Here is a 20,870-nt window from a genome sequence, read left to right on the forward strand (position 1 = left end):
CATGGCGCGTACCATGGTCCGGTGAGTTCCCGCCCCGAAGTGAGCATGGCCGAGCGCAAACGACAGCTCGTCTCGAACGAGTTGACCGAAGCGGCGTTGCAACTCCTTGCCCGAAAGGGGTTCGACGCGGTCACGATCGACGAGATCGTGACGTCCGCCGGGGTCTCCCGGCGGACGTTCTTCCGGTACTTCGCGTCCAAGGAGGACGTGGTCGTCCAGTTCCTGGCCGACATGGGCGTCGGTATCCACGCGGAGCTGGCGGCTCGCCCTGTGGAGGAGCGGCCGTCCGTGGCGCTGCGGCACGCGGTGTGGGTTTCCCTCGAGGCCTGTGGTGATCACTCCGAGCGGGTGCTGCCCGTGGTGCGGCTGATTCTGCGCACCCCGGCCCTGCGCGCCCGCTTCCTGGAGCGCCAGGCGCAGTGGCGCGACGATCTGGCGGGGGAGGTGGCACGGCGTCTGGGGCGTGACGCGGGCGTGGACCTCTATCCGCGCCTTGCCGCCGGGATGGCGCTGACCGCCTTTGACGCCGTGCTGCAACGGTGGAGCGACAGCGGCGGCGCCGAGGAGCCCGCCGAGCTGACCGACCGGGCCTTCGCGGTCATCGCTCCGGCGCTGGACGCCGATGTGGCGTGATGTGGCGTAGGACTGTGCGGCCCTGCGAGGCGTAGGGCTGTGCGGCCGTACGAGGCGTAGGACTGGCGGGTCCGCGTCGGCGAGCCGGAGGGCGGTGGCCTTCGAGCCTCCCGCGGGCTGGCATGATCGAGGGATGTCTGACTTGATCATCGCCGCCTGTGACGGAGCCGCGAAGAAGAACCCCGGGCCCGCGGCCTGGGCCTGGGTGGTCGCCGATGCGGAGGAGCGACCGCAGCGGTGGGAGGCCGGACCGCTCGGCGACGCGACGAACAACGTGGCCGAACTGACCGCGCTCGCCGAGCTGTTGGAGTCCACGGACCCCGCCGTTCCGCTGGAGGTCCGCATGGACAGCCAGTACGCGATGAACGCGGTCACCAAGTGGATCGCGTCCTGGAAGCGCAACGGCTGGCTGACCGCGGCGAAGAAGCCGGTGGCCAACAAGGAACTCGTCGTCCGCATCGACGCACTCCTGCAGGGCCGCGCGGTGACCTTCCGGCACGTCGCGGCCCACCAGGTGGACGGCGACCACCTCAACGCCATCGCCGACGTCGCGGCCAGCGACGCCGCGACGACGCAGCAGCCCGCCGGAACCGCCCACGGAGCGCTCGCGATCCCCGAGCCGCGGCCCGAGCGCATGACCTCCTCACCCGCCGCCCGGCCGCGCAAGAGCTCATCGGCGCAGGCAGGCAAGAGCTCCACCGCCCGTGCGGGCAAGGGATCTTCAGGCGCGGTCATCAAGGCGAAGTTCCCCGGCCGCTGCCACTGCCAGAAGCCCTACGCCGCCGGAGAGAAGATCGCGAAGAACGCGCACGGCTGGGGCCACGTGGAGTGCCGGGAATCCTGAGAGCCTTAGCGGGCGCTCGCGAAGCCGCGGGCGCTCACGAGCCGCGGGCGCGGACCGCGAGCAGGGCGGCAAGGACACTCGGCACCAGGAGCAGGCCGAAGGCGGCGCCGTAGCCGGCCAGCCCGGCCGAGCCGGTGCCGAGCCCGGCGAACAGCGCGGAGGAGAGGGCCATGATCGTGATCTGGCCCAGATTCTGGTTGGTCTGCATCGCACTGCTGGCCTGGCCCTGCAGCCCGGGTGGGGCGTGCGAGAGCGAGAGCAGGGTGAGAGCCGGAGCGACCAGGCCCATGCCGACCGCCGCGACGACCAACGCCGACGCGGCGGTGAACGAGGGCATCGTGGGCAGCGTTCCGGCGGCCGCGATCGCCACCGCCGCCGCGAGGATCACCGAACCCACCACGACCAGGCGGTGACGGGGCCAGTGGTCGAGCAGATGGCCCTGTACCCAGGACGAGGCGGCCCAGGCGACGGCGGCGCCCGTGAACGCCAGGCCTGTCACAGCGGCCGGCACGTGCCGCACGGTGTCGAGGAACAGCGGCACGAACGCCTCCAGGGTGAAGAACGCCCCTGAGGACAAGCCGCGCAGCAGCACAGTGGCGGGCAGTCCGCGCGCCGCACTCCAGGTACCGGACGGCAGCAGCCGGGGCGCGAAGGCGACAAGGAGCGCGAACCCGCCCGCCGCACACAGCAGATGGCGTGCGTCCCAGCCGGAGACGCCGTACTGCGCGAGCGCCGCCCCCAGGCTCACCGCGAGGGCGACAAGGAGCGCGGGGCGCGGCGGCTTGTCCTGCGACGGGATGGCTGCCTTGGCCTGCCGGGCCCGGCCGCGCAGGACCACCACGACCGCCAGCGCCGGGAGCAGCGTCAGGGCGGCCAGGCCGAAGAACACCGCCCTCCAGGACCACCAGGCGGACACGAGGCCTGCCAGCGGAGGTCCTGCGAGCGAGGGAATGATCCAGCAGGTGCTCATGAGAGACAGGGCGCGCGGCCGCAGACGGTCGGGATAGTCATGGGCGATGGCGGTGTTGATCGCCACCGCGACCATTCCGGCCGACACGCCGTCCAGGAACCGTCCGGCCGCCAACTGCCAGATGGTCGTGCTGGTGGCCGAGATCAGCAAGGTGGCCACGGACAGGGCGACTCCCGCCGCCAGCGGGCGGCTCGCCCCTGCGCGGTCCGCCCAACTGCCGCCGAGCACCCCGCCCAGCAGGCTCGCGGCGACGAAGCTGCCCGCCACCAGCGGATAGAGCGACACCCCGTCGAGGCCCTGTGCCGCCGCGGGCAAGGTGGGCACCACCGCGAGCGCGGCGAACCCCGTCAGGAACATCACCGCTGCGAAGGTGGCCGTGGCCGCCGCGTACTTCCGGGAGAAGATCCCCTCTTCGGCGGCCTTGGGCGGCGCCACCGTACGTTCGGTCATCGTTGCCCGCCCGCTGCCGCGTCTCGCCCGGGGACGGTTCTGCGGGGGGCGCGGGCGAGCCGTCTGATGAGCGCTCTTCTTGGATCATGAGTCACGAACACACAAGCTATGAGGAGCGCTTGACGGAATGCTACTGGTTTTCGAGTGGCCCCATTCAGCGGTCGACCAGCGGTCGAACAGCTCCGTCAGGAGGGATCGTCGGGCACGGCGTCCAGGAGGCTGCGGACGACGGGCCCGGCGGAAGAGCCGCCCGTGACGCCCTTCTCGACGACGCAGGCCACGGCGACATTGCCGCGATGCGCGACGAACCAGCCGTTGTTGGGTGCGTCGTCGGAGACCTCGGCGGTGCCGGTCTTCGCCCCTACCGCGCCGGGTAGATCGGCCAGGACCGAAGCCGTGCCGTCGGTGACCGTGGCACGCATCAACTCACGTAGCTGTGTGACGATTTCGCGCGGCAACGGGGTGGTGGTAGTCGCGTCCTCGGTGCCGCCGGTGAGGGTGGGCTGGTGGAAGGTGCCGGACACCGCCGTCGCGGTGACGGAGGCCATGATCAGCGGGTTGGCCTGCACCCTGCCCTGCCCGATCATCGAGGCGGCCTTCTCGGTCTGGTCGCGGGGGACCGGTACCGACCCGTCGTACGAGGGAATGCCGACGTCCCACTTCTGCCCGACCCCGAAGTACTTGCGGGCGACATCCCCCAGCTCCCCGTCACCGACCTTGTCGCGCAGGCTGATGAACGCGGTGTTGCACGAGGCGGTGAAGTCCTTGCGGAAGGTGGCGCCACGGTGTTCGGAGGCCTCGACGTTCTGGAACCGCTTCCCGACAGTGAGGTACTTGGGGCAGTCCACGACATCGCTCGGCGCGACCGCGTCTCCCAGCAGCAGTGCGCTGGTGGTGACGATCTTCCAGGTGGAGCCCGGTGCGTAGGTGCCGGAGACGGCGCGATTGAACCCGGAGGAGGGGGAGTTGGCCACGGCCAGGATCTCCCCGTCGTCGATCCGCAGGGCGACAAGGGCGGTGTCCTTGCCGTCGGTCTCGGTGGCGAGGGCCTTCTCCGCGGCCGACTGCCAGGTGGCGTCGAGCGTGGTGGACACGGGCCGGTCGGCGGGGCGATCGGACTTCTTGCCGAAGGACGCCTCCGTGCCCTTGACCTCACCGCTGGCCCGGTCGACGAGCTGCACCGCCCCGCGCGGACCGGCACCGCTGCCCCTGGCGATCTGGGGGATGAGCGGGCCGAGGGAGGGGGACGTCGTGCTCGACAAGGCGTTGCCGTTGCGGTCGTTGATCTCGGGCCCGGCGGTGTCCTCCCGCTCCAGACGGAACTTCTCCGTGCTGCTCAGCTTCGGGTGCACGAGGGAGAGCTCCCAGTTCACCTTCCAGGCACCGTCGTCCTGCTTGCGCAGGGGCAGGGCCGAGTCATAGGTCCAGGTGCCGAGCTCGGTGACGGGCATCTTGGCAGTGAAGGCCACGGTCACCGTGCCGTCGTCGCCGACCGTGGTCGCCCCCGGGGTCAGGGTCGGCTTGCTGATGTCGAGCCCGGCGGTGAAATTGTTCAGGACGCGCTCTGCCTGCTCGGGACTCGAAGTCTGCGCCGCCGCCCGCGACATGTGGCCCGCCTCCCAGTCGGCCAGAAAGGCGCGAGCCTGTCTTGTCGCCTCCGGGTCGGGTATCGGGGGTCCCGGATCGAAGGGGCCGAGATCGGCGGCGTACCCGATGCCTGCGGCGAGCGCGAGAGTCAGCGCCACCGCGACGACCACGCGCGGGCCCTTCCGGGCGGGTCTGCGGCCGGGGCTCGTGAGCGGTGCGACATCCGTCATCAAGGACTCCTTGTACTGGCTTCTCGCTGCGGGGCTGCGGGGCTGCGGGCTGCGGAGTGTCGGGGGAGGGAGGGGCGTCGTCGTTCCCAGCAGGTTCGGTACTCCGGTGCTCTGGTGCTCCGGTGCTCGGTCGGCGCCGGGCGGTCGCCGCGGGGTCCGCCCGACGCCGTACCTCTTACTGCGACAGTGAGTACCGCCTGTGACGACAGCGAGTACCGCTGAGTACCGCCTGCTACGACAGGGAGTCGACGGCGACGGAAGCCGCTTCCGCGATCAGCTTGTCGTCGGGCTCGGCGTCCTTCTCGGCACGGTGCGACAGGATCGCCAGGACGATGGGGGCACCGTCGGGCGGCCACACCACGGCGATGTCGTTACGGGCGCCGTAGTAGGTGCCGGTTCCTGTCTTGTCGCCGACCACCCAGTTCTTGGGCACACCGGCCTTGATGGTCTTGTCGCCGGTGGTATTGGTCTGCAGCCACTTGGTGAGCTGTGCGCGTTCGCCCTTGCGCAGGACGTCCCCGAGGACGAACGCGCGCAGGTCCTCGGCGAACGCCCGCGGCGTGGTCGTGTCCCGCTTCTCGCCCGGGACCCAACTGCTCAGATCGGGCTCGCGGCGATCCATCCGCGTGACGTCGTCGCCCAGCTCCTCGAGTACGGCGTCCAGGCCCTTGGGGCCGCCGAGCTTGTCGAAGAGCAGGTTGGCCGCGGTGTTGTCGCTGTAGCGGACGGCGGCGTCACACAGTTCGCCCAGGGTCATGCCGGTCTCGACGTGCTTCTCGGTCACGGGAGAGTTGGCGACCAGATCATCCTTGGAGTACGTGACCTTGCGGTCGAGGCCGCTCAGGGAGTACTTGCGCAGCACGGCTCCGGCCTCCAGCGCCTTGAACGTGGAGTTGTAGGCGAAGCGCTCACCGGCGTTGTAGGACACCTCGCGCCCCGTGCCGGTGTCGACGGCGTAGACACCGAGGCGCGCGTCGAACTTGCGCTCAAGTTTCTTGAAGTCGCCGGTGAACGCCTTGGTCGCCCGCGTGGACGCTGCGGCTCCCGCGGGCTTCGTGGCCGGTGTGGAGGAGGACGACGAGGCTGAGGAGTCGCTTTCCCCGCAGGCCAGGAGTGGGACGAGACAGAGAGTGGCCAGTGCACCGAGAACGGTGCGACGGGCACGGGTGTCACGGGTGTGCTGCATGGGCCAAACCTCCAGGGCGCCCCGGCGGCAGGGCGCATAGGGGACGGAGCGGCACGGCTCAGTCCCGGTACGTGGGTGTGAGTGCCAGAGCCACCCTCGCGCTGGGGTACGTATGCGGTCCAATACGCTCATGCGCGGTTCCATGCTGATCTCGCATAGGGTGCGGGGCGTGGATCTGGTGGGAGCGTGTCGCGCATTCGTCAGCGTCAGCCAGTACGGCAGCTTCACCGACGGAGCGGCCGCGGCTCGGATGTCGCAGTCGGTGGCGAGCCGTCGTGTCGCGGCCCTGGAGGAACGCTTCGGCGAGCCGCTGTTCGAGCGCACGTCGCGGCGCGCCGTCCTCACCCCCTTCGGGCGGGACATGCTGCCGACGGCCCGGCAGCTCGTACAGGCGGCTGACGTGCTCCTCGACGAGGCCGAAGCCGTCAAGCTCAAGCCGTGGCGGCTCGCGATGCCCGGCGTCTGCTCCACGGTCGGTCTCGCCCGTCTCGTCGCCGAGGCGCGCGGCCACGGGATCACGCTCGACCTGCGGGTCGCGGCGCCGACGCAACGCAGGGAGCTCCTGCGCGCGCAGCAGGTGCGCGCCGCCCTGCTCGCGGTGCCCGCGGACGAGGCGGCGTGGTCCGTGCCGCTCGGGCTCGCCGGTGCACAGGAGCCCCGTGTGCAGCGCGTCTACCTCGAAACGCTGCGGGTCGGACGTGCCTCTCCCGGCCCGGCCCGACGCGTCTGGATCCAGCCGGAGGACGATGTGCCGCACATCCGCGATCCGCTGACGCGGCTGCGCGACGCGGTGGGCCTGCGCCCCGCGCAGCTCGTCGCCGCGGCCGATCTGACGAGCGCGGCGGCCGAAGTCCTCTGCTCGGGCGATCTGTTGCTGTGCTCCCTCGCACAGGCCGAGGAACTCGGCCTGACCTGGCGGCCCATCGGCGAGATCACGCTCGGACGTGGGTTCGCCCTGGCCGCAGCGGCGGACGGCAATCCGCAGCCCGTCGAAGCGCGCCTGGGCGGCGCCATAGCCCGCTGCCTTGGCGCGCAGGCCCCGGCCGGGACCAGGGGAGGAACCGCAGCATGAACGGTGGTGGCAGGGTTGGGGGCGTGGACGGTGGTACGGGTGGCGGTGGAATGTACGGCAGCGCGGGAGGCGGCAGGGGTGGCGGCAGGGGTGGTGACATGCACGGCGGCGTGAGCACCGAGGCACTGCTGCGCGACATACGCCAGGAGTTGCGCGACGGCGGCCTGCACGGCTGTCTGCTCGTACGGGATCTGCACACGGGAGACGAGCTGGGGATCGAGGCGGACACCCACCTGCCGTCCGCCTCCCTGGTCAAGGTCCCGCTCGCGCTCGCGACGGTCGAGCGCATCCACCGGGGCGAACTCGACGGGGCGACGACGCTGGAGGTGCAGCCCGGACGGGTCACCACGCCTGGGCCCACCGGGCTGAGCCGATTCCGTCACCCCGCCCGCATCGCCATCGACGACCTGCTCTACCTGAGCACCTGCCTGAGCGACGGAACGGCCGCCGACGCGCTGTTCGAGCTCACCCCGCCCACCCAGGTCTCCGGCATCCTCCACGAGCTCGGCATTCGCGGCATCGCCGTCCGGCACAACGTGGGCGAACTGTCCGACACGCCTGTGGAACGCTTCGGCGCCGACCAGGCCCATCTCGCCCACGCCCTGGCCATCGACGCCGGTACCAGCGGCCGGGGACACCGGGTGCCGCAGCTCGACACCACCCGCGCCAACAGCGGCAGCGCACGCACCTACGTCGACCTGCTGCAGGCGCTGTGGACGCCGTCGAAGATCCATCCGGATGTGGCCGAGCGGCTGCGCGACCTCATGGCCCACAACGTGCTCCGGCACCGCCTTGCCCCGGACTTCAGCTCCGACGCCAGCACCTGGTCGTCCAAGACCGGCACCCTGCTCAACCTCCGTCACGAGATCGGTGTCGTCGAGCACTCCGACGGCCAGTCCTTCGCCATCGCGGCCATGACCGAGTCCCTCGTGCCGGCCAGCGCGCAGCCCGGCGCCGACGCCCTGTTGGCGCAGGCCGCACGCAGCCTCCGGGACCACCTCCGGCAGCTGTAGCCGGGGCCCGCGACGAACTCTCCCACCAGCCGGAACAGTTGACCTTTCCACCTGTAGGCTCGGACGATCCTTGCCGGCTCGGGCGGAGCGTACGTCGCCCGCCGCCCATGGAAACCGGTCAGACACGTAGTGGAGCCACGGATGACTGCAGAAGACGCCAACGCCCTCATCGACACCAGCAAACCGCACCCGGCGCGTGTCTACGACTGGCTCCTGGGCGGCAAGGACAACTACCTCGTCGACCAGGAGCTGGGCGAGAAGCTGCCGGCAGAGGCGCGAGCGAACGCGGGGCGGAACCGGGCGTTCATGCACCGCGCCGCCGCCTGGCTGGCTGACAACGGTGTCAGGCAGTTCCTCGACATCGGCACCGGCATCCCCACCGCGCCGAACCTCCACCAGATCGTCCAGGCGATCGCTCCCGGCTGCCGGGTCGTGTACGCCGACAACGACCCCATCGTGCTGCGGCACGCCGAAGCCTTGCTGGTCAGCAGCCCGGAAGGTGCCACGGACTACGTTCAGGCGGACGTGCGCGAGCCCGGGACGATCCTCGACCACGCCCGCGGACTTCTGGACTTCAACCAGCCCATCGCGCTCTCCCTCATCGCCCTCATGCACTTCATCACCGACGAAGAGGACCCCTACGGCCTCACGCGCACCCTGGTGAACGCGCTGCCGTCCGGCAGCTATCTGGTGCTTTCCCACGGCACCACCGACGAGCACCCCGACCTCGCGGATACCGTCACCGACACCTACAAGAAGGGCCAGGTGCCGTTGAGGATGCGGCGCCGCGCCGAGGTCGAGCGCTTCTTCGAGGGACTGGAACTGGTCGAGCCCGGCCTGGTGACGGCGACGCACTGGTACAAGGATTCGCCCGCGCCGAAGCCCGAGTTGAGCGGTTTCTACGTCGCGGTCGCTCGCGTCCCGTGACATCGGCCACGGCTATGTGATGCCCGAAGCCGCTTTCGGGTGCTCGTCGGATACGGGTGGTGGAGGTGCCGGAGTGCTGCCGCGTCGGCCCGCGCGTGTGGGCCGGCCCAGGACGACTCCGACCAGGACGAGTGCGAGGCCGCAGAGCTGCTGGACCGTCAGCACCTCTCCGGCGACCGCGGTGCCGAGCAGGACGCCGGTGACGGGGTTGAGCAGCCCTGTCAGGCCCACCGTTCCCGTGGGCAGGTGCCGCAGTCCGGTGAACCAGGCGGCGAACGCCAACGCGGTGGCGACCAGGGAGACGTAGCCGAACGCGAGGAGCGCCGGTGTGGAGAGCGCGGGCGGCGGGCCTTCCACGGCCGCGGCTACCGGCAGCAGGAACAGGCCTCCGGCGGTGAGCTGCCAGGCGGTCGAGGCGAGCACGTCGACGTCGGCACTCCATCGCTTGGTCAGGATGTAGCCGAAGGACGACACCAGCATGGCCGTGGCCGATGCGAGGACTCCCGGCACACTCACTCCTCCCGTCCCGGTGAGCAGCATGAGACAGACCCCGCCGAGCCCGATCGCGGCGCCTGCCAGGTGCGCGATGCCGGGCCGCTCGGACACCAGGGCCCAGGCGATGAGCATCATCGCCAGCGGAGACACCGCCATGACGGTCGAGGCGATGCTCGTCGGGAGCAGCTGGGAGGCGGCGTAGACGAGCACGAAGAACACACTCACGTTGAGCAGCCCGAGCACCGCGGATCGCCACCACCAAGCGCCGCGCGGTCGCTGCCTGCACAGACCCAGCAGGACGAGCCCTGCGGGCAGTGCCCGCAGGGCGGCCCCGTAGAAGGGGCTGTCGGCGGGCAGGAACTCATGAGTGACGAAGTAGTTGGTCCCCCAGGCCACTGGTGCGACCGCGGTCAGTGCCACCCAGTGCATATTGGCTTCCATGGAAGCCAATATAGCTTCCTGGGAAGCTATATTGGTGTGCATGGACTGCATGGACGATCCGCAACCACTGGACCGCGTAGCCCGCATCCAGGCCGACTGGCGCCGCGAGCGGCCCGACGTCGATGTCTCCCCGCAAGGAGTGATCGGCCGACTGCACCGCCTGGCCGATCAGCTCACCGAGGAACTCTGCCTCGTCTACGGCCGCTACGGCCTCAACGAGGGAGAGTTCGACGTCCTGTGCGCACTGCGCCGCGCCGGTGATCCCTACGAACGCGCGCCCGGTGAACTCGCCGCCCACACCATGGTCACCACTGGTGCGATGACGAAGAGGATCGACCGCCTGGAGCGGGCCGGACTCGTGGCCCGCCGCAGGTCCGACGACGACCAGCGCGGCCGGATCGTCGCCCTCACCCGCCCCGGACGCGAACTGATCGACCGGGCGTTCACCGACCACATGCGCAACGAACGCCGCCTGCGTGACTTGCTGACGCCCGCCGAGAGCGAGGCGCTCGAAGGGCTGCTCACCACCTGGCTCTCCCGTATGGAGAATCCGGGCCTGCCCGAAGGCAAGTGACCGCGGATCACGGACCGCGGATCACGGACCACGGACCGCGGGCCACGGATCAGGAGAACAGGACCGACCGAAGCTTCAACCTCTCGCTCGCGCCGCCGGTGTAGGGGCGCAGCGTGAAGTTGTCGCCGGAGCAGTCGGCGTTCGTGAAGACCACCGCGTAGGAGTCGGTGCGGTTCTTGGGGGAGTGGGCGGGCGGCTGGGTGTACTCCTGGGCCGCCTCGGGGAGCGTGATGCACTCCCCGCCGGCCGGGTCGTGCAGGGTGACCCACCCTTCGTTGCCCGCACTGCTGACGTAGGTGTAGCTGAAGTCGCCATCGGCCGCGTAAGCGGAGCCGGGCACGGTGAGGATCAGCACGGCGGCACCGGTCGCGGCGGTCAGCGAGTGACGAAGGCGCATGGATCGTTTTCCTTTGCTGGGGGTGGCACGTGAACGCATCCCGCATTCCCGTCCTGACCAGCAGAGATACCTCAACTCACGGCCATCCGCCGCCGAATCGATCCGCCGTCACCCGTTCGGTCCTCGGTGGCGCTCGGCGCAGGTCGCCTGCCGGTCATGTGGAGCGATCCCAGCCAGATTCAGCAAGCACGCAAACAGAACGCAAGAATTGCACTATTCTTGCGTGCATGACGCGACGACTTGCTCAGGTGGCGCGGAAGGTCGGGGTCAGTGAGGCCACGGTCAGCCGAGTGCTCAACAACAAGCCCGGGGTCTCCGATGCGACCCGGCAGTCCGTGCTCTCGGCCCTGGACGTCCTGGGGTACGAGCGGCCCACCCAGCTGCGCGGCGAGCGGGCCCGGCTCGTGGGTCTTGTGCTGCCCGAGCTGCAGAATCCGATCTTCCCGGCGTTCGCGGAAGTGATCGGAAGCGCGCTCGCCCAGCAGGGGCTGACCCCGGTGCTGTGCACGCAGACCAAGGGCGGGGTCTCCGAGGAGGACTACGTCGAGCTGCTGCTGCAACAGCAGGTGTCCGGCGTCGTGTTCGCCGGTGGTCTTTACGCGCAGGCGGACGCCCCGCACGAGCACTACAAGCGGCTCGCGGCGCGCAAGATCCCGGTGGTTCTCGTCAACGCGGCCATCGAGCGGCTCGGATTTCCCGCGGTGTCCTGTGACGACGCCGTCGCGGTCGAGCAGGCCTGGCGCCACCTCTCCTCGCTCGGCCACCGCCGCATCGGCCTGGTGCTCGGGCCGGCCGACCACATGCCGTCGCAGCGCAAGCTCGCCGCCGCCCGGGTGATCGCCGAGCAGGCCGGTGACGAACTGCCCGAGGAGCACATCTCGCGCGGAATGTTCTCGATCGAGGGCGGCCAGGCCGCCGCCGCGCGGCTCCTGGACTCCGGGGTCACCGGCATCGTCTGCGCGAGCGACCCTCTCGCCCTGGGTGCGGTGCGTGCCGCGCGCCGCCGCGGACTCGGCGTCCCGCACGACGTCTCCGTGGTCGGCTACGACGACTCGGCGTTCATGACCTGCACCGACCCCCCGCTGACCACGGTGCGTCAGCCGATCGAGGCCATGGGGCGCGCCGCGGTCGAGATCCTCACCCTGAAGATCGGGGGGAGTGCTGTGCCCACGGAAGAGCTGCTCTTCGAGCCGGAGTTGGTGGTGCGCGGCTCGACGGGACAGCCGCCGCAGGAGTAGGCGGCGTAGAAAGGGCTTGTGGTCCCCCGGGCGGTCATTGCTCTCGTACTGTCAATTTCTTTCAATCATCGCGCGAGATATTGCGCAGATCTGCTGTCGGTGCTTGAGTGAGCGCCGCCACACAGTCTGCGCAGCTGTGGGCTTCCCGCTCCTGCCATGCCGTTCTGCCCCCATGGGCGGGCGGCGCTGTCCAAAGGGGTCCACCGATGAGCAGCTCCGGAATGACGTACTTCCGACGTATCCGCCGCCGCACGCGAAGCGGTGCGCCGAGCCGCATACCGAGTGATGCGGCCGGCCGCACCACGATCCGCGCCCACCGCCGTACGGCCACGGTCGCCGTCGCTTCCGCCCTCGCCCTTACCGCCCTCGCGGCCTGTGGCACCAGCAGCAGCGACAACGGAGATTCCGACGGGGGCGACAGCGGCAACGCGGCCAACGCCGCCGCCCCCCTCGACCCGAAGACCAAGGTGACGCTCACCATCGACTGCATGCCGCCGGCCGCCGAGAAGGCCGAGCTCAAGCAGTGGAAGGAAGACGTAGCGGCGTTCAACAAGAAGTACCCGAACGTCACGATCAAGGGGAAGCAGACCGACCCCTGCCTGGAGCCTCCCCGCTTCACGGCGATGCTGAAGGCGAAGTCCCAACCGGACGTCTTCTACACCTACTTCACCGACCTGCAGCAGGTCATGGACAACGACGGCGCCCAGGACATCAGCGCCTACGTCAACGACAAGTCCGTCCCGGCCCTCGGGGACATGGACCCGAACGTCCTGGGCGTCCTGAAGAAGGACGACAAGCTCTACGGCCTGCCCTACAGCAACTACACGATGGGCCTGCTCGTCAACCGCAAGCTCTTCAAGAAGGCCGGGCTCGACCCCAACTCGCCCCCGACCACCTGGGCCGAGGTCCGCACGGCCGCCAAGAAGATCGCCGCCCTCGGCGACGGAGTCTCGGGCTTCGGCGAGTACAGCGCCGGAAACAACGGCGGCTGGCACTTCACCGCCACCACGTACGGTCTCGGCGGCGACATCGTGAGCAAGGACGGCAAGAAGGCCGCCTTCAACAACGACACCGGCAAGACCATCGTCGACAACCTCAAGGCCATGCGCTGGGACGACAACAGCATGGGCAAGACCCAGCTCCTGAAGTGGGGCGACCTGCAGAAGCAGATGGCCGCAGACAAGCTGGGCATGTTCCTCGCCGCGCCCGACGACATCACGTACATGGTGCAGAACCTCGGCGCGAAGTACGACGACTTCGGGATGGGCCCGATCCCCGGCCAGAAGGCCACTCTCTTCGGCGGCAACGACTACATGATCAAGAAGGGCAGTTCGCCCGACCAGATCAAGGCCGCGATCGCCTGGATCAACTTCAAGTTCCTCCAGCCCGGCAAGGGACAGTTCGACTGGGCCCGTACCAAGGCGGACGGCCTGCCCGTCGGCCTGCCGCAGCCGAACTTCTGGACCGGTGACAGCAAGACCGAGGACGACAAGGCGCGCGCGGCCAGTTCGACCATGCCCGTCGAGAACTTCCAGGCCTTCACCGACAAGCCCGTCACGGGCAAGGCCGAGCCGCCCAAGGCACAGGAGGTGTACAAGGTCCTGGACACCCTGATGTCGGCCGTCCTCACGAACGAGAACGCCGACGCGGACAAGCTCCTGAAGACCGCCGAACAGCAGGTCAACCAGGTTCTGGCCAACCAGTGATGTCCGCACCCACCCTCTCCAAGAACAAGAACAAGGCCCGGCCGTCCCCGCAGACGGACAGCCGGGCCGCCCGCCCCGAACGCACCGCGTTCCGGGAGGCGTTGAAGCGCAACCTCACCGCACATGGCTTCCTGATCGGCGCCCTCCTGTGCTTCGCGATCTTCTCCTGGTATCCGATGGTCAGGGAATTCATCCTGGCCTTCCAGAAGACCGAGAACGGCGAGACGGTCTGGGCCGGCTGGTCCAACCTCACGTACATCTTCAACGACCCGGCCTTCTGGCAGGCGTGGCGCAACACCCTGCTGTTCACCGCCCTCGCGCTGGTCTTCGGCTTCGCCGTCCCCTTCGCCATCGCGCTCATCCTCAATGAATTCCGGCACGGCCGCGGCTACTTGAGGCTGCTCGTCTACCTCCCGGTCATGCTGCCGCCCGTGGCGTCCGTCCTGCTCTTCAAGTACTTCTACGATCCCGGGTACGGCCTGTTCAACCGCATCCTGGAATCCGTCGGCCTGCCCGGACAGGCGTGGCTGCAGGACACCGACACCGCGATGGTCTCCGTGGTCATCGCCGCCACCTGGATGAACATGGGCGGCGCGACGCTGATCTACCTGGCGGCGCTGCAGTCCATCCCCGGAGAGCTGTACGAGGCCGCCGAGCTGGACGGCGCCGGAGTCTTCCGCAGGATCTGGCACGTCACCATTCCGCAGACCCGGCTGATCCTCTCGCTGATGCTGCTCCTGCAGATCATCGCGACCATGCAGGTGTTCGTGGAGCCGTTCCTGCTCACCGGCGGCGCGGGCCCCGAGGGCGCGACCCTGACCGTCGTCCACCTCATCTACCAGTACGCCTTCACCTTCAACAACTACGGAAGCGCGGCGGCCCTCGGCCTGATCCTGCTCGTACTGCTCGCCGGATTCTCGGCGGCGTACACGCGACTGAGCCGCGCAGGCAGCGAAGACTAGCCGGGGGAGACGACGGACATGAGCACACGCACCTTGATCTCCCCGGCCACGCTGGCCCGCCCCCGCGGCAAGGTCCTGTACTGGACCGCCTTCGCCGTGGTGACGATCGTCTTCACCCTGGTCTTCATCGGCCCGCTGTACTGGATGGTCGTCAGCGGCCTCAAGTCGCCGCAGGAATTCGCCCAGACGCCACCGACCCTGGTCCCCGACTCCATCCATCCGCAGAACTACGCGGACGCCTGGGGCGTGATGGACCTGGCCCGACTCCTCTTCAACACCCTCTACTACGCGTTCGGCGCGCTCGCCTTCCAGCTCGTCTTCGACGTGGCCGCGGCGTACTCGCTCTCCAAGCTGCGGCCCATGTTCGGCAAGGCGATCCTCGGGATGATGCTGCTCACCCTGATGATCCCGGCCACGGTCCTGGTCGTACCGCAGTACCTGACGGTCCTGGACGTGCCGGTAGTGGAGCGCAATCTCATCAACTCGCCCTGGGCGATCTGGCTCCCCTCGGTCACCAACGCCTTCAACATCTTCCTGCTCAAGAGGTTCTTCGACTCCATCCCGCGCGAGCTCCTGGACGCCGCCGCCATCGACGGCGCCTCGTCCGTGCGCACCCTGCGCTCCGTGGTCCTGCCGCTCTCCCGGCCGATCCTCGGTGTCGTGTCGATCTTCGCGGTGGTCGCGGTCTGGAAGGACTTCCTCTGGCCGATGCTCACCCTGCCCGACCCCGGCAAGCAGACCGTCAACGTCGGCATCTACTCGCTGGCCGCCAGCGTCTCCGAGAACTGGCTCCTGGCCGCCCTCGCCATCGCCTCGCTGCCGACCCTGATCATCTTCCTGATCTTCCAGCGCAACATCATGAGCGGCCTGACCGCCGGCAGCCTCAAGGGCTGACCCTCGGGCCCACCCCGCGCACCCCGCCACCGGCCGACGGCCGCGGCGACGGGGTCCCACCTGCCCGAAAGGAACCTCACGTGGCAGACACCTCCCCGACCGATGCCGCCTGGTGGCGCTCGGCCGCCATCTACCAGGTGTACGTACGCAGCTTCTCGGACGGTGACGGTGACGGCACCGGCGACCTCGCCGGCGTCCGGGCCAAGCTGCCCTACCTCGCCGAACTCGGCGTCGACGCCCTGTGGTTCAGCCCCTGGTACCTCTCACCCATGATCGACGGCGGCTACGACGTCACCGACTACCGCGTGATCGACCCCGCGTTCGGCACCGTCGCCGAGGCTGAGAAGCTGATCGCGGAGGCCCGCGCGTTCGGCATCCGCACCATCGTCGACATCGTCCCCAACCACGTCTCCGACCAGCACGCCTGGTTCAAGGCGGCCCTGGCGGCAGGCCCCGGCTCGCCCGAACGCGAGCTCTTCCACTTCCGCCCCGGTCGCGGCGCACACGGCGAACTCCCGCCCAACGACTGGCCGTCGCAGTTCTCGGCGACCGCGTCGACCTGGACCCGCGTCGAGGACGGCGAGTGGTACCTCCACCTCTTCGCGCCGGAGCAGCCCGACCTCAACTGGGCCCACCCCGCGGTCCGCCAGGAGCACGAGGACGTCCTGCGGTTCTGGTTCGAGAGGGGAGTGTCAGGCGTACGGATCGACTCCGCGGCCCTGCCCGCCAAGGACCCCGCCTTGCCCGACTTCATCGAGGGTGTCGACCCGCACCCGTTCATCGACCGCGACGAACTCCATGACATCTACCGCTCCTGGCGCGCCGTCGCCGACGAGTACGCGGGCGTCTTCGTCGGCGAGGTCTGGCTCCCCGACGCCGAACGCTTCGCCCGCTATCTGCGCCCCGACGAGATGCACACCGCCTTCAACTTCTCCTTCCTGTCCTGCCCATGGGATCCGCAGAAGCTGCGTACGTCCATCGAGGCCACCCTCGCCGAACACGCGCCGGTCGGTGCCCCCGCCACCTGGGTCCTTTGCAACCACGACGTGACCCGAACGGTCACCCGCTACGGCCGTGACGACACCGGCTTCGACTTCACCACGAAGAGGTTCGGCACCCCCACCGACCTGACACTCGGCACCCGCCGCGCACGCGCCGCGGCCCTCCTCGCCCTCGCCCTGCCCGGCGCGGTCTACATCTACCAGGGTGACGAACTGGGCCTGCCCGAGGCCGACATCCCCCTGGACCGCATCCAGGACCCCATGCACTTCCGCTCCGGCGGCACCGACCCCGGCCGCGACGGCTGCCGGGTGCCCCTGCCCTGGACGGCCACCGAACCGCACGCGGGCTTCGGATCGATGACAGGGCCCTGGCTGCCACAGCCGGAGGGCTGGCCCGCGTACGCCGCCGATCTCCAGGCCACCGACCCCCATTCCATGCTCACGCTCTACCGCGCCGCGCTGCGCCTGCGCCGCGTCGAACCCGGCTTCGGCGACGGCCCGTTGACCTGGCTGCCCGCCCCCGACGGTGTCCTTGCCTTCCTGCGCGAGCCGGGCCTGGCCTGCGTCGTCAACCTCGCCCCCGCTCCCTACGAACTCCCCGCCCACACACGCGTCCTGCTGGCCAGCGGCCCCCTGGACGACGAGGGCCGTCTGCCGCAGGACACGGCGGCCTGGTTGCGCATCTGACGCTCCGCACCGCGGAGCCACCGCCGTCCCCCCCACCTCCTCACTCAAGATCGAGCACTGACCTCCCCACTCACAAGGAAGGTGCACCACTCCATGTATAGATCTGGCAGGAGCACGCCAAGACCCATCCGTAAGTGGTACGCCGCCGTGGCCACCGCAGGCCTCGTCGGCACCCTCGTCACCGGCGTCACGGCCACCGGCGCGCAGGCGGCCGGGGCAGCAGCCAAGGCGGCTTCGGGCGCCACGCTGCCCTTCACCTCCGTCGAGGCGGAGAGCGCGACCACGAACGGCACCAAGATCGGCCCCGACTACACCCAGGGCACGGTCGCCTCGGAGGCGTCGGGCCGTCAGGTGGTGCGTCTCGCGTCCGGGCAGAGCGTCGAATTCACGCTCACGAAGGCCGCGAACGCGTTGAACGTCGCCTACAACGTGCCCGACGGCCAGTCGGGCACGATGGCCGTGTACGTCAACGGGCAGAAGATCTCCAAGACGCTGGCCGTGACGTCGAAGTACAGCTACGTCGACACCCCCTGGATCGCGGGCGCCAAGACCCACCACCTCTTCGACAACGCACGGCTGCAACTCGGCCAGAACCTGCAGTCCGGCGACAAGGTGAAGCTGGAGGCCTCCTCCACCCAGGTCACCGTCGACGTCGCCGACTTCGAACAGGTCGCGGGAGCCGCGGCGAAGCCCTCGGGCGCGCTCTCGGTCACCGACAAGGGCGCGGACCCCACCGGCCAGGGCGACTCCACCCAGGCCTTCCGCGAGACCATCGCGGCGGCCAAGGGCGGCACGGTGTGGATCCCGCCGGGCGAGTACAAGCTCACCCAGTCACTCAACAACGTCGACAACGTGACGATCCGCGGCGCGGGCAACTGGCATTCGATCGTGCGCAGTTCACGCTTCATCGACCAGTCGAACGCACCCACCGGCAAGGTGGGACTGCATGACTTCGCGGTGATCGGCGACGTCACCGAACGCGTCGACAACAACCCGGACAACTTCGTCAACGGATCGCTCGGCCCGAACTCCACCGTCTCCGGAATGTGGCTGCAGCACCTCAAGGTCGGCTTCTGGCTGACGGGAAACAACGACAACCTGGTCGTCGAGAAGAACCGCATCCTCGACATGACGGCCGACGGCCTCAACCTCAACGGCACGGCCAAGGGCGTCAACGTACGCGACAACTTCCTGCGCAACACCGGTGACGACGCCCTGGCGATGTGGGCCCTCAACACCACCAACAGCGACTCGACCTTCGCCGCCAACACCATCTCGCAGCCCAACCTCGCCAACGGCATCGCCATCTACGGCGGGCGCGACATCACCGTCAAGGACAACCTGATCCTCGACACCAACGCCCTGGGCAGTGGCATAGCCATCTCCAACCAGAAGTTCCTGGACCCGTTCTTCCCGCTGGCGGGCACCATCACGGTCTCCGGCAACAGCCTCGTCCGTACCGGGGCCATGAACCCCAACTGGCAGCATCCGATGGGCGCGTTGCGTGTGGACGCGTACGACAGTGCCATCGAGGCCACGGTGAACATCACCGACACGACCATCACCGACAGCCCCTGGAGCGCGTACGAGTTCGTATCGGGCGGCGGCACCGGCAAGGCCGTGAAGAACGTGAACATCAGCGGCTCGACCATCGACAAGGTGGGCACGGTCGTCGTCCAGGCCGAGACGCCCGGCGCGGTGAAGATGTCGAACGTGAAGGCCACCGGTGTCGGCGCGGCCGGCATCTACAACTGCCCCTACCCGACAGGCTCCGGCACCTTCAGCCTCACCGACGGCGGCGGCAACTCCGGCTGGAGCAGCACCTGGGACGACTGCTCGGCCTGGCCCAAGCCCGGCGCGGGCAACCCCGACCCCGACCCCACCCGGAACCTCGCCAAGGGCCGCCCGGCCACCGCGACCGGATCCGCCGACGTCTACACCCCCGCCAAGGCGGTCGACGGTGACGCGGGAACGTACTGGGAATCCACCAACAATGCCTTCCCCCAGTCGATCACCGTCGACCTCGGCAAGTCCGAAGCGGTCCGCAGGCTCGTCCTGAAGCTGCCGCCGCCCGCCGCCTGGGGGGCGAGGACCCAGACCCTGTCCGTCCAGGGCAGCACCGACGGCACCACCTACAGCACGCTGGCCGACGCGAAGGACTACCGCTTCGACCCGGCGAGCGGCAACAAGGTGACCGTCACGTTGCCCGCCTCCGCGCCCAACGTCCGCCATCTGCGGCTGCGCGTCACGGCCAACACCGGCTGGCCCGCCGCGCAGTTCAGCGAAGTGGAGGCCTATCTCTCCTGACCTCCCGCTCTCCGCCCGCTCACGGCCGTGGCCGGGGCGGGCGGGGTACGCAGGATCCCGGCGGTGCAGGCGGCAAGGACGCAGAACGCCACGGGCAGGAAGAACGTGAGGTTGAGCGGCACGACGTGCGTGAGCGGTCCGATGACGGCGGGCCCGGCGAGCATGCCGAGGTAACCCAGGCCCGCGACCCGGGAGACGTTGGCTCCGGCGGCGTCCTGATCGGCGTGGCCCGCGGCACTGAAGAGCTGTGGGATGCAGCCGGAGAGCCCGATCCCGAACACCGTCCAGCCGATCAGGGCCAGCGGTGTCCAGGGGGAAAGCGCGGCCACGGCCATGCCGAAGGCCGCTGTCGACGCGCCGTGGCGCAGTACGGCCACCGGGCCGTAGCGCGCGGCCACCCGGTCGGCGAGCAGGCGGCCGACGGTCATGGCCGTGGCGAAGGCGCCGAAGGCGAGGGCGGCGGTCGCGGCCGGAGCGTCCAGGGTGTCCCGCAGGTGGAGCACGCTCCAGTCGTTGGCGACGCCTTCGCAGAGCATGAGCATCAGGGCGAGCGCGGCCAGTATCCAGATGCGCCGCGGCGTCGTGCGCCGGGTCGCCGCCTCGGTGGTGACGCCGAGCCCGGGGGCCGCCGCCGGGGGCGTGAGCAGTGCGGGTGCGGACAGGGCGGCGACCGCGAGGCCGAAGAGGGCGACGGCGCCCAGGGTCACCGCCGGGCTTATCTCCCAGCTGAGGGTGCGTGCGCCCACGAGCGCGGCGAGGACACCGCCGATGGAGAAGGCGGCGTGGAAGGCGGACATGACGGGCCGTTCATAGCCGCGCTCGACCTGGACGGCGTGGGCGTTCATGCTGACGTCCAGGCAGCCGTTGCCGAAACCGAGCACCAGCAGCGCCGCCCCCAGCGTCCAGGCGCTGGTGGCGAGCCCCGGCAGGACCACTGCCGCACTGCACAGCGCCGCGCTGACCGGGACGACGGTGCGGGCGCCGAAGCGGTCGGTGAGCGGGCCGACGAGCTGCATGCCGGCGAAGGCACCCGCGCCGAGCAGCAGCAGGAGCCAGCCGAGAACGGCGTGGCTGATGCCGACGCGGTGCTCGACGGCCGGGATGTGAACGATCCACATCCCCATCAGGAAGCCGTTGAGGGTGAAGTAGGCGAAGGTGGCCAGTCGGCCCGAACGCAGCGATCTTTCCATGCCGACGAACATAACGAACATGATGACTGTTCGGAAGTTTGCGAGTCGAACATGAATGATGTTCAA

Annotated in this window: 18 protein-coding genes; 12 read left to right on the top strand and 6 right to left on the bottom strand. The window is 69.5% G+C overall.

Features of this window, described 5'->3' with window-relative positions; all coding sequences use genetic code 11:
- The first annotated feature begins 45 nt into the window (after positions 1 to 45).
- Both ACWFRJ_RS24260 and ACWFRJ_RS24265 read left to right on the top strand, forming a co-directional pair.
- On the top strand, positions 46 to 633 hold the full coding sequence (locus ACWFRJ_RS24260; RefSeq protein WP_453534664.1) for an acyl-CoA-like ligand-binding transcription factor: 588 nt from the start codon (positions 46 to 48) through the stop codon (positions 631 to 633).
- A 133-nt stretch (positions 634 to 766) separates the two neighbouring features.
- Entirely contained in the window at positions 767 to 1,477 is a 711-nt protein-coding gene (locus tag ACWFRJ_RS24265; protein ID WP_453534522.1) for a ribonuclease H family protein, read from the top strand.
- 34 nt (positions 1,478 to 1,511) lie between these two features.
- Here ACWFRJ_RS24265 and ACWFRJ_RS24270 read toward each other — a convergent pair whose 3' ends face one another.
- From ACWFRJ_RS24270 to bla, 3 genes are all read right to left on the bottom strand, one after another.
- Positions 1,512 to 2,897 carry an MFS transporter gene (locus tag ACWFRJ_RS24270; RefSeq protein ID WP_453534525.1) on the bottom strand — a complete coding sequence of 462 codons (1,386 nt, stop codon included), beginning with the start codon at positions 2,895 to 2,897 and terminating at the stop codon, positions 1,512 to 1,514.
- A gap of 185 nt (positions 2,898 to 3,082) precedes the next feature.
- Positions 3,083 to 4,714: a penicillin-binding transpeptidase domain-containing protein gene (locus tag ACWFRJ_RS24275; RefSeq protein ID WP_453534528.1), complete on the bottom strand. Its 1,632-nt coding sequence runs from the start codon at positions 4,712 to 4,714 to the stop codon at positions 3,083 to 3,085.
- 232 nt (positions 4,715 to 4,946) lie between these two features.
- On the bottom strand, positions 4,947 to 5,900 hold the full coding sequence (gene bla / locus ACWFRJ_RS24280; protein ID WP_453534531.1) for a class A beta-lactamase: 954 nt from the start codon (positions 5,898 to 5,900) through the stop codon (positions 4,947 to 4,949).
- A 169-nt stretch (positions 5,901 to 6,069) separates the two neighbouring features.
- Between bla and ACWFRJ_RS24285 the strand changes: the two genes are divergently transcribed.
- From ACWFRJ_RS24285 to ACWFRJ_RS24295, 3 genes are all read left to right on the top strand, one after another.
- Positions 6,070 to 6,972 carry a LysR family transcriptional regulator gene (locus tag ACWFRJ_RS24285; RefSeq protein WP_453534534.1) on the top strand — a complete coding sequence of 301 codons (903 nt, stop codon included), beginning with the start codon at positions 6,070 to 6,072 and terminating at the stop codon, positions 6,970 to 6,972.
- A gap of 110 nt (positions 6,973 to 7,082) precedes the next feature.
- Positions 7,083 to 7,985, top strand: coding sequence for a serine hydrolase (locus ACWFRJ_RS24290; protein ID WP_453534537.1), 903 nt, complete (start codon positions 7,083 to 7,085; stop codon positions 7,983 to 7,985).
- A gap of 141 nt (positions 7,986 to 8,126) precedes the next feature.
- Positions 8,127 to 8,912, top strand: coding sequence for an SAM-dependent methyltransferase (locus tag ACWFRJ_RS24295; RefSeq protein ID WP_453534540.1), 786 nt, complete (start codon positions 8,127 to 8,129; stop codon positions 8,910 to 8,912).
- Between the two features lie 12 nt (positions 8,913 to 8,924).
- Here the strand turns inward: ACWFRJ_RS24295 and ACWFRJ_RS24300 are convergent, their stop codons facing one another.
- Entirely contained in the window at positions 8,925 to 9,848 is a 924-nt protein-coding gene (locus tag ACWFRJ_RS24300; RefSeq protein ID WP_453534543.1) for an EamA family transporter, read from the bottom strand.
- Between the two features lie 49 nt (positions 9,849 to 9,897).
- Between ACWFRJ_RS24300 and ACWFRJ_RS24305 the strand changes: the two genes are divergently transcribed.
- A complete protein-coding gene (locus ACWFRJ_RS24305; protein WP_453534667.1) occupies positions 9,898 to 10,422 on the top strand; it encodes a MarR family winged helix-turn-helix transcriptional regulator in 525 nt (174 codons plus the stop codon).
- Positions 10,423 to 10,471: 49 nt separating this feature from the next.
- On the opposite strand, the gene ACWFRJ_RS24310 is transcribed toward ACWFRJ_RS24305, so the two are convergent.
- Complete coding sequence (locus ACWFRJ_RS24310) at positions 10,472 to 10,819, bottom strand: hypothetical protein (RefSeq protein WP_453534546.1); 348 nt, start codon at positions 10,817 to 10,819, stop codon at positions 10,472 to 10,474.
- Between the two features lie 227 nt (positions 10,820 to 11,046).
- Here ACWFRJ_RS24310 and ACWFRJ_RS24315 point away from each other — a divergent pair, with 227 nt between their 5' ends.
- The 6 genes from ACWFRJ_RS24315 to ACWFRJ_RS24340 all read left to right on the top strand — a co-directional run bounded on the left by ACWFRJ_RS24315 (position 11,047) and on the right by ACWFRJ_RS24340 (position 19,614).
- Complete coding sequence (locus ACWFRJ_RS24315; protein WP_453534549.1) at positions 11,047 to 12,057, top strand: LacI family DNA-binding transcriptional regulator; 1,011 nt, start codon at positions 11,047 to 11,049, stop codon at positions 12,055 to 12,057.
- A gap of 206 nt (positions 12,058 to 12,263) precedes the next feature.
- Positions 12,264 to 13,763, top strand: a complete 1,500-nt coding sequence (locus tag ACWFRJ_RS24320) for an extracellular solute-binding protein (protein WP_453534552.1) — start codon at positions 12,264 to 12,266, stop codon at positions 13,761 to 13,763.
- Complete coding sequence (locus tag ACWFRJ_RS24325) at positions 13,763 to 14,725, top strand: carbohydrate ABC transporter permease (protein ID WP_453534555.1); 963 nt, start codon at positions 13,763 to 13,765, stop codon at positions 14,723 to 14,725. The genes ACWFRJ_RS24320 and ACWFRJ_RS24325 overlap by 1 nt, the downstream gene beginning before the upstream one ends.
- 18 nt (positions 14,726 to 14,743) lie before the next feature.
- Positions 14,744 to 15,619: a carbohydrate ABC transporter permease gene (locus ACWFRJ_RS24330; protein ID WP_453534558.1), complete on the top strand. Its 876-nt coding sequence runs from the start codon at positions 14,744 to 14,746 to the stop codon at positions 15,617 to 15,619.
- 80 nt (positions 15,620 to 15,699) lie between these two features.
- Positions 15,700 to 17,307, top strand: coding sequence for a glycoside hydrolase family 13 protein (locus ACWFRJ_RS24335; RefSeq protein ID WP_453534561.1), 1,608 nt, complete (start codon positions 15,700 to 15,702; stop codon positions 17,305 to 17,307).
- 93 nt (positions 17,308 to 17,400) lie between these two features.
- Positions 17,401 to 19,614 carry a discoidin domain-containing protein gene (locus ACWFRJ_RS24340; protein WP_453534564.1) on the top strand — a complete coding sequence of 738 codons (2,214 nt, stop codon included), beginning with the start codon at positions 17,401 to 17,403 and terminating at the stop codon, positions 19,612 to 19,614.
- Here ACWFRJ_RS24340 and ACWFRJ_RS24345 read toward each other — a convergent pair.
- Positions 19,602 to 20,804: an MFS transporter gene (locus ACWFRJ_RS24345; RefSeq protein WP_453534567.1), complete on the bottom strand. Its 1,203-nt coding sequence runs from the start codon at positions 20,802 to 20,804 to the stop codon at positions 19,602 to 19,604. The two genes, ACWFRJ_RS24340 and ACWFRJ_RS24345, sit on opposite strands and share 13 nt — an antisense overlap.
- Positions 20,805 to 20,870 lie beyond the last annotated feature (66 nt).

It is taken from the genome of Streptomyces sp. NPDC055239 (assembly GCF_053606205.1).

What these genes read in the sequence shown, in the direction of transcription:
- ACWFRJ_RS24325 (WP_453534555.1), top strand. Translation starts at nt 13,763, where the DNA reads ATGTCCGCACCCACCCTCTCCAAGAACAAGAACAAGGCCCGGCCGTCC.
- ACWFRJ_RS24315 (WP_453534549.1), top strand. Translation starts at nt 11,047, where the DNA reads ATGACGCGACGACTTGCTCAGGTGGCGCGGAAGGTCGGGGTCAGTGAG.
- ACWFRJ_RS24330 (WP_453534558.1), top strand. Translation starts at nt 14,744, where the DNA reads ATGAGCACACGCACCTTGATCTCCCCGGCCACGCTGGCCCGCCCCCGC.
- bla (WP_453534531.1), bottom strand. Translation starts at nt 5,900, where the DNA reads ATGCAGCACACCCGTGACACCCGTGCCCGTCGCACCGTTCTCGGTGCA.
- ACWFRJ_RS24260 (WP_453534664.1), top strand. Translation starts at nt 46, where the DNA reads ATGGCCGAGCGCAAACGACAGCTCGTCTCGAACGAGTTGACCGAAGCG.
- ACWFRJ_RS24345 (WP_453534567.1), bottom strand. Translation starts at nt 20,804, where the DNA reads ATGGAAAGATCGCTGCGTTCGGGCCGACTGGCCACCTTCGCCTACTTC.
- ACWFRJ_RS24265 (WP_453534522.1), top strand. Translation starts at nt 767, where the DNA reads ATGTCTGACTTGATCATCGCCGCCTGTGACGGAGCCGCGAAGAAGAAC.
- ACWFRJ_RS24340 (WP_453534564.1), top strand. Translation starts at nt 17,401, where the DNA reads ATGTATAGATCTGGCAGGAGCACGCCAAGACCCATCCGTAAGTGGTAC.
- ACWFRJ_RS24270 (WP_453534525.1), bottom strand. Translation starts at nt 2,897, where the DNA reads ATGACCGAACGTACGGTGGCGCCGCCCAAGGCCGCCGAAGAGGGGATC.
- ACWFRJ_RS24295 (WP_453534540.1), top strand. Translation starts at nt 8,127, where the DNA reads ATGACTGCAGAAGACGCCAACGCCCTCATCGACACCAGCAAACCGCAC.
- ACWFRJ_RS24275 (WP_453534528.1), bottom strand. Translation starts at nt 4,714, where the DNA reads ATGACGGATGTCGCACCGCTCACGAGCCCCGGCCGCAGACCCGCCCGG.
- ACWFRJ_RS24305 (WP_453534667.1), top strand. Translation starts at nt 9,898, where the DNA reads ATGGACGATCCGCAACCACTGGACCGCGTAGCCCGCATCCAGGCCGAC.
- ACWFRJ_RS24320 (WP_453534552.1), top strand. Translation starts at nt 12,264, where the DNA reads ATGAGCAGCTCCGGAATGACGTACTTCCGACGTATCCGCCGCCGCACG.
- ACWFRJ_RS24310 (WP_453534546.1), bottom strand. Translation starts at nt 10,819, where the DNA reads ATGCGCCTTCGTCACTCGCTGACCGCCGCGACCGGTGCCGCCGTGCTG.
- ACWFRJ_RS24300 (WP_453534543.1), bottom strand. Translation starts at nt 9,848, where the DNA reads ATGGAAGCCAATATGCACTGGGTGGCACTGACCGCGGTCGCACCAGTG.